Origin of the sequence: Cryptosporangium aurantiacum, assembly GCF_900143005.1 — a bacterium.
Lineage (GTDB): Bacteria > Actinomycetota > Actinomycetes > Mycobacteriales > Cryptosporangiaceae > Cryptosporangium > Cryptosporangium aurantiacum.
This window is the reverse complement of record NZ_FRCS01000032.1, coordinates 42,556-55,722: the sequence shown is the minus strand read 5'-3', so window position 1 is coordinate 55,722 and position 13,167 is coordinate 42,556. Positions and strand designations below refer to the sequence as shown.

The following is a 13,167-nucleotide window of genomic DNA, read 5'->3' as shown; positions in this document are numbered from 1 at the left end:
CGACACCGACGGCGACGGCTACACCGACACCGCCGTGGCCGACACCAACGGCGACGGCGTCGCCGACACCGCAGCCACCACCCGCGTCTGACCCACACCCCGCGAGCCGCCCCCTGGAGGGCGGCTCGCGGCGTTCGAAACGGATTGCATTTGGAAGGGCCAGAGGCCTCCCAAATGCAATCCGCTTCGGCGCGGCCCCGACTCGGTGGCGGATTCCCGCCAGCATCCGGCGGCGGAGCGCACCACGATCGATGGTATGGACACCACGACGACCTACCGCATCGACGCGATCGCCCCACAGACCCTGGACGCCGCCCGGGCGGGCAGCCCGGACGCCGGCGGAACCCCGCCCGAGCGCCGCACGGCCGACGGCGGCGAACCGCTCCGCTGCTGCCTCCGGGACGCGAGCCCCGGCGAGGAGCTCATCCTGTTCGGCTACCGGCCACCGCTGCCGGAAGGCCCGTACCGCGAGTACGGCCCGGTGTTCGCACACGCCACCCCGTGCGGTGGTGCGGTTGATGGGCGGTATCCGGAGGGGTGGCTGGGGCGGCCGCAGGTCTATCGGGCCTACGACGCCGAGGGGCGCATCCACCCCGCCACGCGCGTCCACGACGGCTCCGCACCGGACGCGGTCCTCGACGAGATGCTCGCCGACCCGTCAGTGATCGGCATCCACAGCCGGAACGTCGCCTACGGGTGCTTCATGTTCACGGTGACGCGCACGGCGTGACCGCCACCACCCGCCCGCGAAGATCACGACGAGCACCACCGCGGCCGCGGCCGACAGGTAGGTTCCCGCGCCCTGGTACGGCGTGCGGTACGACAGCGCCACGGTGTGCACACCCTTCGGCACCGCGACCGCGACCAGACCGTGGTCGGCGGGGACCAGCTCGGCGGCCTTGCCGTCGACGGTCACCGCCCAGTCGGTCTGCAGTGCGTCGGCGACCACCAGGTAGCCGTCGCCGGACGCGTCGACCCGGGTCTCGATCCGGTCGACCCCGTCGGTGACGACCGAGATCTCCGCGGTGCTGCCCTCGGTCGCCGGCGCACCGGCCGCGTCGAGCACGACCTGGTTCGCCGCGAGCGAGCGGCTGTTCACCAGCTCCACCCGCGCGGCGGCGTCCGGCTCGACCACGGTCTCGTTCGCCCACCGGATCCGCGGCAGCGCGGTCAGCCGCTCGTAGACCACCGCTTCGCCGGCGTACACCAGCTTCAGCCCGTCGTCAGCCGGCCGCACGACGCCCAGCGACCCCTCGACGGTCAGCGGGACCGCGGAGTCCTGGGTGATCACCGCGGTCAGCGCCGCGTCGGCGGGCAGATCCTCGGCGACGATCGGGATCGTCAACCGCTGGCCGGCGGCCAGGCCGTCCCGCCCGCCGCTGACCAGTACCTCGCGCTCGCCGCGCGCCAGCTCCTTACCGGCGGAGTCGCGCAGGCTGACCCGCACGTGCGCGTCGCGGTCCGGCCGGAACGCCGCCGCGGTGACGACCGAGACCGCGCGCAGCGGCCCGGAACCCGGCACCCGCTCGGTCAGCGGCTGGTCGTTGCCGATCGTGGTCGGCCCGGTGGTCGGCTTCGGTTCGGTGACCGTGCCGAACACCTCGTCCCAGGGCGCGGTCACGAAGTACTTGATGCCGAGCCGGTCGAAGAGCGGCTGCTGCGCCATCTGCGACGTCGACCGGAAGTTGACGTAGGTCGGCGGGTCACCGAGTCCCCAGCCGGGCATGCCGTCCAGCGCCTCGCCGAACCGCTTCCCGACGAACTGGTGGCCGTTCAGCGCCCGCAGCCGGTAGTAGGAGTCCGATCCGACGAACATCGCGCCGCCCGCGGCGTACCGGTCGTCCCCGAGGTGCTCGGCGAGCCAGGTGTGGACGCCGGTCTCCGGGTAGAACGTGTCCCGGTCCGACTTCGGCCAGTACGGCCCGGCGAACGTCAGCGCCTGCACCACGACGAGCACCGGCACCAGCACCGCCGCAGCTCCGGCGAGCCACCGCCCGCGCCCGCGGCGGATCGTCCACCACAGCACCCCGATCGCCGCCACCGCCAGCGCGACGAACAGCCCGGCCCACAACACTTGGTCGTCGAACCAGGAGACGCGGTACGCGCCGTTCTCGCCGCCCTTCGCGATCTCCGCCGCCCGCCGCCCCCGCCAGATCAGTCCGGCGCCGGCAACCGCTGCCCCGCTGAACACCAGCGCCGGCCAAACCCGCCAGACCCAGCTCGCGGCCCGCGCCGGAGCGACCTTCCGCACCAGCAGGTCGAACCCGACCGCAGCGAGAACCGCGAGCACGAAGCAGAGCACGCTCCGCATCCGCCCGACGTAGTTGTCGGAGAACAGCACCGGCAGCTTCTGCAGCACGGCCAGCGGCAGCCCACCCGCGTACGAGACGAGGAGCCCGAGCCCGGCCGCGACGACGAAGAACGTCCAGCCGCCGCGCGGCAGCCGGCCCCAGGCGGCCCGTGGCCACGCGACCGCGACGAGGATCAGCAGCACCGCCGCCGCCCCGAGGTACATCGTCGATTCGACCAGGTTGACCGGTAGATACCAGTACGGTCCGCGGTTCGGGTCGGTCGTCCCGAACGCCCAGGGCGCCACCGCGGTCAACGCGGTCACCGGCGACAGGTGGTCGTCGGGCGTCTGTTCCCGTCCTCGGATGAAGACACCGGTCATCGCCGACGCGAACGGCAGCAGCTGGAACGCGGCGAGCGCGACCGCACCGCCGAGCGCCGCACCGGCGCCGCCGACCACGCCGACGATCCGCCGCCACTGCCCGCCGTACTCGGCGAAGACGCGGGTGACCAGGTACAGGCCGGCGAACAGGATCGTGTAGCCGGTCACCGCCGGGAAACCGCCGAGCAGCATCGACGCGACGGCCAGGCACAGCAGTGCCCCGTCCCGGGCCCGCCGGTTGGTCACCAACCGCTCGGCACACCAGAACACGGCCGGAATGAACGCGGCGACCCGGGTCTGCGGCCAGTTCGTCCACGCGATCATGAACCCGCTGCCGACGAACACCAACCCACCGAGCCCGGCCGCCGCACGTCCGAGCCCGAACCGCCGCAGGAACAGGAACGTCGCGCCCGCCGCCACCAGGATCTCGAGCAGCTTCACGTAGCCGGGCGCCAGCCATCCGGGCAGCACCAGGTACGGCACCGTCAGCGGGTTGTAGACCGCGTTGTTCGGCGTCGAGCCGAACGCGCTGCCACCGGCCTGGTACGGGTTCCAGAGTGCGACGTCACCGTCGCGGAACAGCTCACCGAAGAGCGTGGTGTTGGGGACGACCGAGTCGACGGTGTCGTTCAGGTACGTGTTCGTCGGCTGGACGTCGGCCAGGCCGGAGTTCACGTACGGGGCCTTGTTCGCGATCATGTCGGTCGCGGCGAAGACCTTCTGGCCCAGCAGAGCCGGCCCGATGCCGATCAGCGCGTAACCGATGATCGTCAGCGTGACCACCGCGGTCAGCACCCGCTGCCAGCGCGGTTCGGCCGGCCGGGACTGCTCGCTCTCCTCGGACGGCTCCGGCGCCGGGGTTGCCACGACGGTGTCGGACCTCTGGCTCACGGGGACCCTGTTTTGTTCACGAGATGATCGAACTCCGGAACGCGGGGGACTACGGCCACGCCGGGACGCGAGGACCCGCCGAGAGTAACAGCCCCGTGGTAACCCTCCGTCGAACGCCGGACGTCCGATGGATTGTCGGCAGCCCGGCGGGGAACCCAGCACGTCATGCGCATCGTGGTGACCGGAGCCAGCGGGAATGTCGGGAGTGCGGTGGTACGGGCTGCCCTCCGATCGGGTGCGGAGGTGGTCGCGGTCGCTCGGCGGATCCCGCCGGAACGCTCTGCACCTTCCGGCACGCGGTGGGTCCGCTGCGACGTCGGTGCCCGTAATGCGGACGTCGTCCTGCGCGCCGCCATGGCCGGGGCGGACGCCGTGGTGCACCTGGCGTGGGCGATCCAGCCGAGCCACGACCGGCGCCGGCTCGTCCGGACCAACCTGCTCGGGACCGACGCGGTGATCAGCGCCGCCGAGCAGGCAGGCGTCCCGCACCTGGTGCACGCGTCCTCGGTCGGCGTGTACTCGGTCGGGCCGAAGGATCGCCCGGTCGGCGAGGACTGGCCCACCGAGGGCATCCACACGTCGTCCTACAGCCGGGACAAGGTCGCGGCCGAACGCCTGCTCGACGCCGCCGAGCAGCGGGGCGTGCTGCCGGTCGTGACCCGGCTGCGGCCGGCGCTGGTGGTGCAGCGCAGAGCGGCCAGCGAGCTCCTGCGGTACTTCGCGCCCGCCCTGGCGCGGCCGCTCGTGCGTGCGCCACTACCGGTCCTCCCGCTACCCGACCGCGCGGTGACGCAGGTCGTGCACGCGGACGACGTCGCGGACGGCGTCCTGCGAATTCTCGCCGCGCGGGCGGGCGGGGCGTTCAACCTGGCGCCGGAGCCGCCGCTGCGGCCGGAGGACCTGGCGGCGGCGTTCGGTGGGCGGCGGATACCGCTTCCGGCGTCGGTGCTCCGTGCGGGCGCTGCCGTGACCTGGGCGACGCGCCTCCAGCCGGTCGACGCCGGTTGGGTCGACCTCTTGCTCGGTCACCCGCTGCTGGACAGCGCACGGGCGCGGGACGAACTGGGGTGGACGCCCCGCTACCGCACGACCGAGGCGCTCGCCGATGTCGTCGGTGGCATCCGCGCCCACGCGGGCGGTCGCGGCCCCCTCCTCCGCCCGATCCGGCTGTTCGCCTAGTCCACCATCAGGAAGACACGCACGAGCATGAACAGCGCGACCAGCACCACCATCAGTCCGATGGCGCCGATCACCACGCGGGGCACCCATTTCGGGGCCGGTCCTGCCTCCTGATGGGTGATCGCCGAGACGCCACCTTCCCCCGGTGGCGTCTCCCCCGGCGGCACACCGCCGCCGGGCTCCAGCCCCGGCGTGCGGCTCGGATCCGGACCTTGCCAGCTCATCGAGCTCATCAGTCCTCCTTCCGGTTGCGTCCGCCGGTGGGCTACCCGGTCACCCGGCACACACACCCCGTACCGGGCGGAAACCGGCGACCGATCTCAGGTTCACGGTGTGACCGCCTGCTTGCCGGGTAATTGCTGCTCTATGTCGGTGATCCGAGCACTCTTCACCCGCCTGGAAAACGCGCGGCTCCTCGACCCCGTCGCCGAGGCGGTCGCGGACGCGGTCCATCAGACGATCCCCAGCGCACGCATCGCAGACCTCCTACACGGTCGATGGCTCGGCCATCCGGTCCATCCGGTGTTGGTCCAGGTACCGATCGGCGCCTGGGTGTCGGCGAGCGTCCTCGACTTCACGCCCGGTGGCCGGACCGCCGCGCGGCGACTCGTCGGTCTCGGGCTGCTCACCGCGCCCGCCGCGATCGCTGCCGGCCTGGCCGACTGGGCGGACCTGGAACCCGACCAGCGGCGCGTCGGCCTGGTGCACGCGGCCGCGAACGCGGTCGGCACCACGTTCTACGCCGCCTCCTGGACGGCCCGGAAGCAGGGACGACAGCTCAGCGGCGTCGGTTACGCGCTGCTGGGCCTGGCCGCCGTCGGCCTCGGCGGCACGCTCGGCGGCCACCTCGCCTACTCGCAGGCGAGCGGCGTCAACCACGCCGAGGGCACGATGCGGCGGGCCGGGGACGGCTGGCAGGACCTCGGGCCGCTGGACGAGATCCCGATCGGCGAGCCGGTGCGGCGCGTGGTCGGTGACACCACGGTCGTCGTCTATCGCAGGCACCTGCGGACCGGCGGCGGCGTCCATGTCCTGGCGTCCGAATGCAGTCATGTCGGCGGACCGCTGCACGAAGGGGAAGTCACCGACGGGCCGGGGGAACCCCGGATCACGTGCCCCTGGCACGGGTCGGTGTTCCGGCTGGTCGACGGCGAACCGCTGCGCGGTCCGGCGACTGCGTGCCAGCCGGTGTTCCGGACCGAGATCGTGGCCGGGCGGCTGCGTGCTCGGGCGTTCGCGGAAGGAAGCGTGTGGAAGAACGCCGAGGTGTGAGCGGTGAGGAAGTGAGCGTCACGCTCTATGAGGACGGCCCGCTGCTGATTCGGGGCGACTTCGTACTGCGTGGCCAGGACGGGACGCCGATCGACCCCGGCCGCGCGACCGTGGCGCTGTGCCGGTGCGGGAAGTCCGGGCTCAAGCCGTTCTGCGACGGCACGCACAAACTCGTCGGCTTCGAAGCGCCCGGAGCATGAAAACAAGCCCTACCGCCGCATCTGCGGCGGTAGGGCTTTCCCATGGAGTCAGGCAGCGAGCGGATCGGGGCTGCGGAGTGCGGTGTGGCCGCTCTCCCAGCGATCGAGGATCCACTCGGCCGCAGCGGCGTCCAGCCACAACCCGCACGCCGCTCCGAACAGCACGTCGCGCGCCTGGTCGGGGTGCTCGGCGACGTATCCCCCGCAGAGGTCGTGCGCGGCGATCTGCTCGTGCACGGCGTCGGCGGTGACGTGCTCGTCGTAGAAGCGCGTCGCGTCGGCGTCACCGCCCAGCCGCCGCAACCCGTTGCCGTAGCGCCGATTCGGCAGCGACGACGTCATCTCGAACGCGGCCAGGTGCCCCAGCAGCGCGGGCAGCCAGCGCCGGTGCAGGCCGAACAGCGACATGAGGTTGCTGGTGGCGAGCGTCTGCGCCGAGACGTGGTCGACGTAGGCGCCGTACCGGGAGTCGAGACCGAGCCGCTCCATCGTCGTCCGGAACAGTTCGGAGTGCATCCGCTCGACGCGGCCGCCGCCGTACTCGTCCGCCTGGATCTCGACCAGCGCGGCCTTGGGCCGCCCGTCGAGCCGCGGAATCCCCCAGCTGTGCGGGTCGGCCTCCTTCAGGTGGTACAGCGACCGGTGCACGACGAACTCCCGGAACTGGGTGAGCGTCGCTTTCCGCTGCAGATAGCGGCTCATCGAGGGCCCGGCGTCGGCGTTGGTCAGCGCGGCGAGCGCGGCAGGGATCGGCCCGTCCGAACCGTCCGGAAGCGTCACCACCGCACGAAGGCCCCCGAGGAACCGTTGCTCCAACCCCGCCCGCAGCCGAATCAGATCTGGATCCCAGTCCCAGTCGGGGTCGACCTCGTCGAATCCCCGGTAGTGCAACTCGTAGAGCACCCAGAGCGCGAGCTGCAAATCCTCGTCGGCCCACGGCTCGTCCGACCCTGGGACGGACGCTCCCCCGAACGTGCCGGGCTTACCGGCCAGTGCCTGGACCAACGCTTCACTCACGCCACCCCGTGGCTCCGGCAACCGCATGTAACTTCCTTCCGGTTCGGCGCGTCAACGCGCGCCCCGGACGAAGTTCCCGCTAGGAAGCATCCGAAACGGCAGTTGCCAGCGGTACCGGGTGTCCGCGCTCGATCGGCCGCACGCCGGCGATCCGCCGCCGGGCCGTCTCGTCGAGGAACGCCTGCAGCGGCGTCTTCTGCACGGTGTAGTCGTCGTTGTGGATCGGGAAGACGAACGACGGGTCGATCAGCTCGACCAGGTCCGCGCCCTGCTGCTCGTCCATCGTCAACAGCACGCCGAGGATGCGGGTTCCACCGAGATGCACCAGCGCCGCGTCGATCCCCGGGTATCGCTCCGCGATCTCGCCGAGCCACGGACGGCAGAGCGTGTCGCCGGTGATGTACAGCCGGAACACCCGGACACCGTCCCGCTCCAGGTCGACGACGCTGCCCATCACCGGCGGCAGCAACCGGTGCACGAGGTCGGGGCCGTGCTGGCCGGGCACTGAGGTCACCCGGAGCACCTCGGTGCCGTGCCGCAGCTCCCACGCCGCCCAGGGACGGAGACCTTCGGCCGCCCGGAAGCCCCAGCGTTCCAGCCGCCGGGCGGCGTGCGCCGTGGTCACGATCGGCGTGCTGCGCTCGAGGCCGTGCCTCGCTCTCCGGTCGAAGTGGTCACCGTGCAGGTGGGAGAGCACCACCGCGTCCAGCGGCGGCAACGCCTCCATCGCGATCGCGGGATCGACCAACCGGCGGGACGACAAGCCGTAGCCGAGGTAGGCGCGCTCGCCGCGGCGCAGGAAATTCGGATCGGTCAGTACGGTGCAGCCCCCGAGCCGGAGCAGGACGGTGGCGTTCCCGATGAACATCAGGCTGCCGACTGCCCGGTTGACCGAGGTCATGCCCGGACGGGTTCACCCCTCAGCGGCGTCCGAAACGTCGGTGTCGCTGGCAACGTCCGGCTCGACGGCCAGTGCCGCCCAGACCGTCTTGCCGTCCGGGTGGTCGGCGATACCCCAGCGTTCGCTGACCCGATCGATCAGCGGCAGGCCGCGCCCTCGGAAGCTCACCATGTCCAATGGCCGCGCGACCGGCTGGACGGTGGAGCCGTCCCGGACGCTGATCCGCAGCCCGGTGTCGGTCAGCTCCAACACGACCGTCGACGGGGTCCCGGCGTGCTCGACCGCGTTCGAGACCAACTCGCTGACGACCAACTGGGCTACTTCGGTCAGGTCCGGTGAGAGGTCCCAATCGGCGGCTGTCTGCTGGAGAAACCTCCGGGCAGCGGCGGACGCGGAGGGATCGGCCGGAACCACGATGTCCCGTTTGATCCGTGCCGGCCGGTCATCGACATGGCGCACACCCGCCTCCGTCGCCGGGTAGAAGTGGAGCAGGTCGGCGCAGTGCACGCGCCGGGCGGCTGCCTCGTAGACGCCGTTCGCGTCGACGATCGACATCCGCGCGGCGGGCCATCCTCCCGCGGTGGTGAGCACGCTGGGCAGCAGCCAGACGCACTCCAGGTTCGCCAGCTGGAGCCGGGACACGTCCACCACCACCCTCCCCACGTCGAGCAGCGACTTGAGCATCGCTCGTCGAGCCGCCGGCGCGGAACGCACTGAGAGCCGACCGTGCAGGCGTAGAACCACATGGTCGACAGAACGTTCCTGGTCGACCTGTAGGTCCGGGCCCATCACACCGCTCTCCGGTCTCTGTTGCGTCGTGTTACCCACGATCCGTAGTGGGCACACGCGGAAGGACTGCCGGTGTCCCGATCAGGAGTAACCTCCGTCACATAGGGTGTTCACGGCAGCACGGACGCCCGGAAGGGAACCGTATGTCCGGTCGGGCAGAGGGCGTCGAGGGCCATCGCTCGGTCGTCCGTAGGTTCCCGACCGACCTTCCGGCGGCCCTTCTCGTCGTCCTGCACACGTCCCCCGGCGGAAGCAGCGTACTCGGCTCGATCCTCGACCGGGTGGGCCCGCTCCCCGCGCGCACGGCCACCGACGCTATGCGGCCGGCACCTGCTCAACCTCGACATCGGAATCGCTGTCGCTCGACGCGATCAACCGGCGGGGTCGGGCGGTGGAGATCCGGTCCGCACCGGCCTAACTAGTACCCGTCACCGCCGCGCCCGCCATTGGTCAGGACCAACGGCGGGCGCGGCCTTTATATGCGTTTCTACTCATATGATCCGGCGGCCTTGACGCGAGCTCCACCGCGAGAGGAGCCGGATGCCGGACCGCGTGCTCGACCCGCCAACCGTCCCGATCGCCCGCCTGGACCGATCGTCCCGCCCCGGGCGCCGGGTCCGGCCACCCGAGCGGCTACGCCTCACCCACCGCCCCGCCCTCGACGGGCTGCGTGCGGTGGCGGTCGTCGTCGTGTTGCTGTTCCACGGTGGAGTGTCCTGGCTACCGGGCGGCTGGCTGGGCGTCGACGCGTTCTTTGTACTCTCGGGGTACCTGATCACGACGTTGCTGCTCGCGGAGCACGAGCGGACCGGAAGCATCCGGCTCGGCGCGTTCTGGGCCCGCCGCGCGCGGCGGCTGCTGCCGGCGCTGCTGACCGTGGTCGCCACCGTGCTCGGCTGCGCCCGCTGGCTGGTGCCACCGGAGGAGCTGGCGGCCCTCGGCCCGGACGCGCTCGCGGCGCTCGGGTACGTCGCCAACTGGCGCATGCTCGACCGCGGCGACGGCTACGCCGTGCTGACCTCGGCGCCCTCACCGTTGCAACACACCTGGTCGCTGGCCCTGGAAGAACAGTTCTACCTGCTGTGGCCGCTGCTCGTCGTCGGAGCGCTCGCGCTGTGGTCGGCGCGCGCCCTGCTGGTGGGGACGCTGGTCGCGGCCGCGGCGTCCGCCGGTGCGATGGCACTGCTCTACGTTCCGGACGCCGAGCCCGCGCGCGCCTACTACGGCAGCGACACCAGGGCTTTCGGCCTGCTGGCGGGGTGCGCGCTCGCGCTGGTGCTGAGCGCTCGCCGGTACCGCCCCGGTCACGCCGCCCGCCGACGCTGGTCACCGGCGGTTCTGGCGGCGGCCGGCGTGCTCGCGGCGGCGCTGCTGCTGCTCGACGACGTCGGACCGGCGCTCTACCGCGGTGGCCTGCTGCTCGTCGTCCTGGCCGTGGCGGCGGTGATCAGCGACGCCGAGCGCGAGCCGGACGGGCTCACCGCCCGCCTGCTCTCGGTCCCGCCGCTTCCCCGGATCGGCCGCGTCTCGTACGAGCTGTACCTGTGGCACTGGCCGGTGTTCCTGGCGCTGGACTCCCAGCGCACCGGCCTGGACGGGCTGATGCTCCTGGTGGCGCGGTGCGCGGCCACGATCGTGCTCGCCGAACTCACGTTCCATTTCCTCAGTCGGCCGATCCGCGCCGGGCGGTGGCCACGCCCCGGGACGGTGCGGCCGATCCTGACCACGCTGGGAGCGACGGCTTGCGTGGTGATCGCGGCGCTCGTGCTGACCACGCCACCCGCTCCGCGTCCGACGACACCGGACGGCCCGGCGACCGCACTGCGGACCACCGGACCGAGCACGCTGCTCGACCGGCCGGGCCGGGCACCGGGGCCGCTGCGGATCACGGTGTTCGGCGATTCGGTCGCACACAGCCTGGCCATCGGGCTACCGCTGGTGTCCGGTGCCCGGGTGACGAATCGGGCGCTGATCGGGTGTGGGATCGCGCGGTCCGGGCCGGTTCGGAACGCCGCCCGGATCCAGGACCCCTACGAGCGGTGCCCCCGCTGGGACGCCTACTGGGCCGACGGCGTGCGCGCCGACCGTCCGGACGTCGCGCTGGTCGTCCTGGCCCGGTGGGAGGTGCTCGACCGCAAGTTGCGGGGGCGATGGCAGCACATCGGTCAGCCGGCGTACGACGCCTACCTGCGGACCGAGCTGGCGCGAATGATCCAGGTACTGACCGCGGACGGGGCACGGGTGGTGCTCGCCACCGCTCCGTACAACCACCGGTACGAGCGCCGGGACGGCAGCCTCTACCCGGAGGACGACCCGGCGCGGATGGACGCGTGGAACCGGATGCTGGTGGACACCACGCGGACCCATCCGGACCGCGTCCGGGTCGTGGACCTGGGAGCGCGGCTCTGTCCCGACGGCCGGTACGCCCGCGATGTCGACGGGATCCGGGTCCGGAGCGACGGACTCCACCTCACCCGAGGCGGAGTCCGCGACTACCTCGCTCCGTGGCTACTGCCGCAGTTGGTCGGGGCGGCCGGTTAGACCGCGGCGGGGGCGGGATCCGAGCTGGGCTCGGGGTCAGGGTCAGGGTCGGGGTCGGTTTCGGCGCCGCCGGTGGACGCCGGGCCCGCGTCGTGGCCGAGTCCGCGGAGGCGCAACGTGCCCGGCGGTGCGATCCCGAGCCGCTCGGCGGCCAGCAGGAACGCCTCGGCGTACGGCGAGTGCGCGGTCGCGTCGTGGACGAGGTTCCAGTCGATCTGCTCCCGCAACGCCCGGCCCAGCGGCAGCACCGTGGCCAGGTCGCAGTAGTGCTCGGTGAACGCCAGCAACTTGTTCAACAGCAGGTCGGTCGCCGACAGCACCGGCATCCGCACCGCCTCGACCGGCAGCTCCTCCGCCCGCTCGAGCATGTCGAACGTGACCTCCCGCTCGGAGGGGCGGAAGATCAGGTCGACCAGGCAGTCGCCGTCGTAGACCTTCACCAGCCAGTCCTCGGGCGGGTGCTCGGACCGCAGCCCGGCCTCGACGCAGGCCCCGACTGCCGACTGGACGTCGGAGGGACGGATCAGGAAATCCACGTCGTGCGTGGAGGCCGGGCCGCCTCTGGCATAGACCGCAAATCCTCCGGCCAGGGCAAACGGAATGTCCGCCGCCTTCAGCGTGCTGGCTACCCGCTTCATCGTGACGATCAGCGCGTCCGGATCTCCACTCATGGTCCCCCCTTACCCCGTTGTCGTCCCGGGTTACCCCGGCGGCTCAGCGCTGACACGACCAGCCGGCCGCGGTCCACCACTAGCATGGAGACTCGACGAATTCTCCGCGTCGACCCGGGTATGTCTCGCCGCGCGAGGGAACGACGTGCCTGCTCGGTGCGCCGAGAAGCGAGGCGTTGGATGTTCAGCAGTGAGATCGACAGGACCCGTCCGGCCACCGTGCTCCGACTGGACGGGGAGCTACGGATGCGGACCGTCGCCCAGGTTCGCAACGCCTTGCTGAAGTGCCTGGTCGAGTGCCCGGAGGCGGTCGTCGTCGATCTGTCCTGCCTGCAAATCGGCAGCAGGACCGCGCTCACGGTCTTCGGTGCCGTGAGCCACCGAGCCACGGAGTGGCCACCGGTCCCGCTGATCCTCGTGGCGACCCCGCCGGATCTCCGCCAGCAACTGCGTCAGGTCACGCAGCTCTGGAGAATCCCGGTGTTCTCGACGGTCGACGAGGCGCTGGCCGTGGCACCCGTGGTTCCGCTCACGCCTCGCCGTGTCAAACGGACCATGCGGCCGGGGACGATGTCGCTGCCCCAGGTTCGTGCGATGGCATCGGACGCCTGCCTGGCCTGGGGATTGGACGATTTTGCGCTGCCGGCCGAATTGATTCTCTCCGAGCTGGTCAGCAACTCGATCCAGCACGCGGGCACCGACTTCACCGTGGGCCTGGTCTTCCGGTACGACCTGCTGCACCTCACGGTCGCCGACGGCAGCCCCGACCCACCACGGAAGAGCCCGAGCTATCCCCCGGTCGGAGCGCTGAGCGGCCGCGGACTGCTGCTGGTCGACGAGTTCGCGTCGGCGTGGGGTTGCCTTCCGCTACAGAGCGGGAAGGTCGTCTGGGCGACACTCCGGGTAGGCAGGTAGATACGGCGCGGGTCACGCTTCAGAGCCTGGCGAACCGGTTAGGAGTACGTCCGGAACCGGCTTCCCGGCCGGCCGACGTGACGCCCGGCTCCTGACAGGGCAGGGCTGACCCGGAAGCAG

13 protein-coding genes are annotated in these 13,167 nt (G+C 71.7%); 7 read left to right on the top strand and 6 right to left on the bottom strand.

What is annotated here, in order from left to right; genetic code table 11:
* Positions 1-256 precede the first annotated feature (256 nt).
* Positions 257-730 carry a DUF1203 domain-containing protein gene (locus BUB75_RS42965; protein WP_073266470.1) on the top strand — a complete coding sequence of 158 codons (474 nt, stop codon included), beginning with the start codon at positions 257-259 and terminating at the stop codon, positions 728-730.
* Here BUB75_RS42965 and BUB75_RS42960 read toward each other — a convergent pair.
* Positions 659-3,562, bottom strand: a complete 2,904-nt coding sequence (locus BUB75_RS42960) for a YfhO family protein (RefSeq protein WP_073266468.1) — start codon at positions 3,560-3,562, stop codon at positions 659-661. The genes BUB75_RS42965 and BUB75_RS42960 overlap by 72 nt on opposite strands.
* A gap of 165 nt (positions 3,563-3,727) precedes the next feature.
* Here BUB75_RS42960 and BUB75_RS42955 point away from each other — a divergent pair, with 165 nt between their 5' ends.
* Complete coding sequence (locus BUB75_RS42955) at positions 3,728-4,741, top strand: NAD-dependent epimerase/dehydratase family protein (protein WP_073266466.1); 1,014 nt, start codon at positions 3,728-3,730, stop codon at positions 4,739-4,741.
* On the opposite strand, the gene BUB75_RS42950 is transcribed toward BUB75_RS42955, so the two are convergent.
* Positions 4,738-4,974 carry a DUF6480 family protein gene (locus BUB75_RS42950; protein ID WP_073266464.1) on the bottom strand — a complete coding sequence of 79 codons (237 nt, stop codon included), beginning with the start codon at positions 4,972-4,974 and terminating at the stop codon, positions 4,738-4,740. The two genes, BUB75_RS42955 and BUB75_RS42950, sit on opposite strands and share 4 nt — an antisense overlap.
* 133 nt (positions 4,975-5,107) lie before the next feature.
* Between BUB75_RS42950 and BUB75_RS42945 the strand changes: the two genes are divergently transcribed.
* Together BUB75_RS42945 and BUB75_RS42940 are read left to right on the top strand one after the other, a co-directional pair.
* The gene (locus BUB75_RS42945; protein ID WP_073266462.1) at positions 5,108-6,013 is read left to right on the top strand and encodes a Rieske (2Fe-2S) protein; all 906 of its coding nucleotides are present in this window, start codon (positions 5,108-5,110) and stop codon (positions 6,011-6,013) included.
* The gene (locus tag BUB75_RS42940) at positions 6,010-6,213 is read left to right on the top strand and encodes a CDGSH iron-sulfur domain-containing protein (RefSeq protein WP_073266460.1); all 204 of its coding nucleotides are present in this window, start codon (positions 6,010-6,012) and stop codon (positions 6,211-6,213) included. Before BUB75_RS42945 ends, BUB75_RS42940 begins: the two co-directional genes overlap by 4 nt.
* 48 nt (positions 6,214-6,261) lie before the next feature.
* Here the strand turns inward: BUB75_RS42940 and BUB75_RS42935 are convergent, their stop codons facing one another.
* The 3 genes from BUB75_RS42935 to BUB75_RS44730 are packed head-to-tail and all read right to left on the bottom strand — an operon-like array spanning position 6,262 to position 8,815.
* The gene (locus BUB75_RS42935; RefSeq protein WP_073266458.1) at positions 6,262-7,257 is read right to left on the bottom strand and encodes an iron-containing redox enzyme family protein; all 996 of its coding nucleotides are present in this window, start codon (positions 7,255-7,257) and stop codon (positions 6,262-6,264) included.
* A 52-nt stretch (positions 7,258-7,309) separates the two neighbouring features.
* Entirely contained in the window at positions 7,310-8,131 is an 822-nt protein-coding gene (locus tag BUB75_RS42930; protein WP_073266456.1) for an MBL fold metallo-hydrolase, read from the bottom strand.
* A 12-nt stretch (positions 8,132-8,143) separates the two neighbouring features.
* Positions 8,144-8,815, bottom strand: a complete 672-nt coding sequence (locus tag BUB75_RS44730) for an ATP-binding protein (protein ID WP_178380129.1) — start codon at positions 8,813-8,815, stop codon at positions 8,144-8,146.
* Between the two features lie 248 nt (positions 8,816-9,063).
* On the opposite strand from BUB75_RS44730, the gene BUB75_RS48720 reads away from it, so the two are divergent.
* Both BUB75_RS48720 and BUB75_RS42920 read left to right on the top strand, forming a co-directional pair.
* Entirely contained in the window at positions 9,064-9,342 is a 279-nt protein-coding gene (locus BUB75_RS48720; protein ID WP_143175793.1) for a chemotaxis protein CheB, read from the top strand.
* Positions 9,343-9,460: 118 nt separating this feature from the next.
* The gene (locus BUB75_RS42920; RefSeq protein ID WP_084742507.1) at positions 9,461-11,461 is read left to right on the top strand and encodes an acyltransferase family protein; all 2,001 of its coding nucleotides are present in this window, start codon (positions 9,461-9,463) and stop codon (positions 11,459-11,461) included.
* On the opposite strand, the gene BUB75_RS42915 is transcribed toward BUB75_RS42920, so the two are convergent.
* The gene (locus tag BUB75_RS42915) at positions 11,458-12,132 is read right to left on the bottom strand and encodes a nucleotidyltransferase family protein (RefSeq protein WP_073266454.1); all 675 of its coding nucleotides are present in this window, start codon (positions 12,130-12,132) and stop codon (positions 11,458-11,460) included. The two genes, BUB75_RS42920 and BUB75_RS42915, sit on opposite strands and share 4 nt — an antisense overlap.
* Before the next feature lie 180 nt (positions 12,133-12,312).
* On the opposite strand from BUB75_RS42915, the gene BUB75_RS42910 reads away from it, so the two are divergent.
* Entirely contained in the window at positions 12,313-13,047 is a 735-nt protein-coding gene (locus BUB75_RS42910; RefSeq protein WP_084742505.1) for an STAS domain-containing protein, read from the top strand.
* Positions 13,048-13,167 lie beyond the last annotated feature (120 nt).

Bases quoted from the DNA above. Each gene is read 5' to 3' on its own strand.
- BUB75_RS42965 (WP_073266470.1), top strand. From the start codon at position 257: ATGGACACCACGACGACCTACCGCATCGACGCGATCGCCCCACAGACC.
- BUB75_RS42955 (WP_073266466.1), top strand. From the start codon at position 3,728: ATGCGCATCGTGGTGACCGGAGCCAGCGGGAATGTCGGGAGTGCGGTG.
- BUB75_RS42950 (WP_073266464.1), bottom strand. From the start codon at position 4,974: ATGAGCTCGATGAGCTGGCAAGGTCCGGATCCGAGCCGCACGCCGGGG.
- BUB75_RS42945 (WP_073266462.1), top strand. From the start codon at position 5,108: ATGTCGGTGATCCGAGCACTCTTCACCCGCCTGGAAAACGCGCGGCTC.
- BUB75_RS42935 (WP_073266458.1), bottom strand. From the start codon at position 7,257: ATGCGGTTGCCGGAGCCACGGGGTGGCGTGAGTGAAGCGTTGGTCCAG.
- BUB75_RS42930 (WP_073266456.1), bottom strand. From the start codon at position 8,131: ATGACCTCGGTCAACCGGGCAGTCGGCAGCCTGATGTTCATCGGGAAC.
- BUB75_RS44730 (WP_178380129.1), bottom strand. From the start codon at position 8,815: ATGCTCAAGTCGCTGCTCGACGTGGGGAGGGTGGTGGTGGACGTGTCC.
- BUB75_RS48720 (WP_143175793.1), top strand. From the start codon at position 9,064: ATGTCCGGTCGGGCAGAGGGCGTCGAGGGCCATCGCTCGGTCGTCCGT.
- BUB75_RS42920 (WP_084742507.1), top strand. From the start codon at position 9,461: ATGCCGGACCGCGTGCTCGACCCGCCAACCGTCCCGATCGCCCGCCTG.
- BUB75_RS42915 (WP_073266454.1), bottom strand. From the start codon at position 12,132: ATGAGTGGAGATCCGGACGCGCTGATCGTCACGATGAAGCGGGTAGCC.
- BUB75_RS42910 (WP_084742505.1), top strand. From the start codon at position 12,313: ATGTTCAGCAGTGAGATCGACAGGACCCGTCCGGCCACCGTGCTCCGA.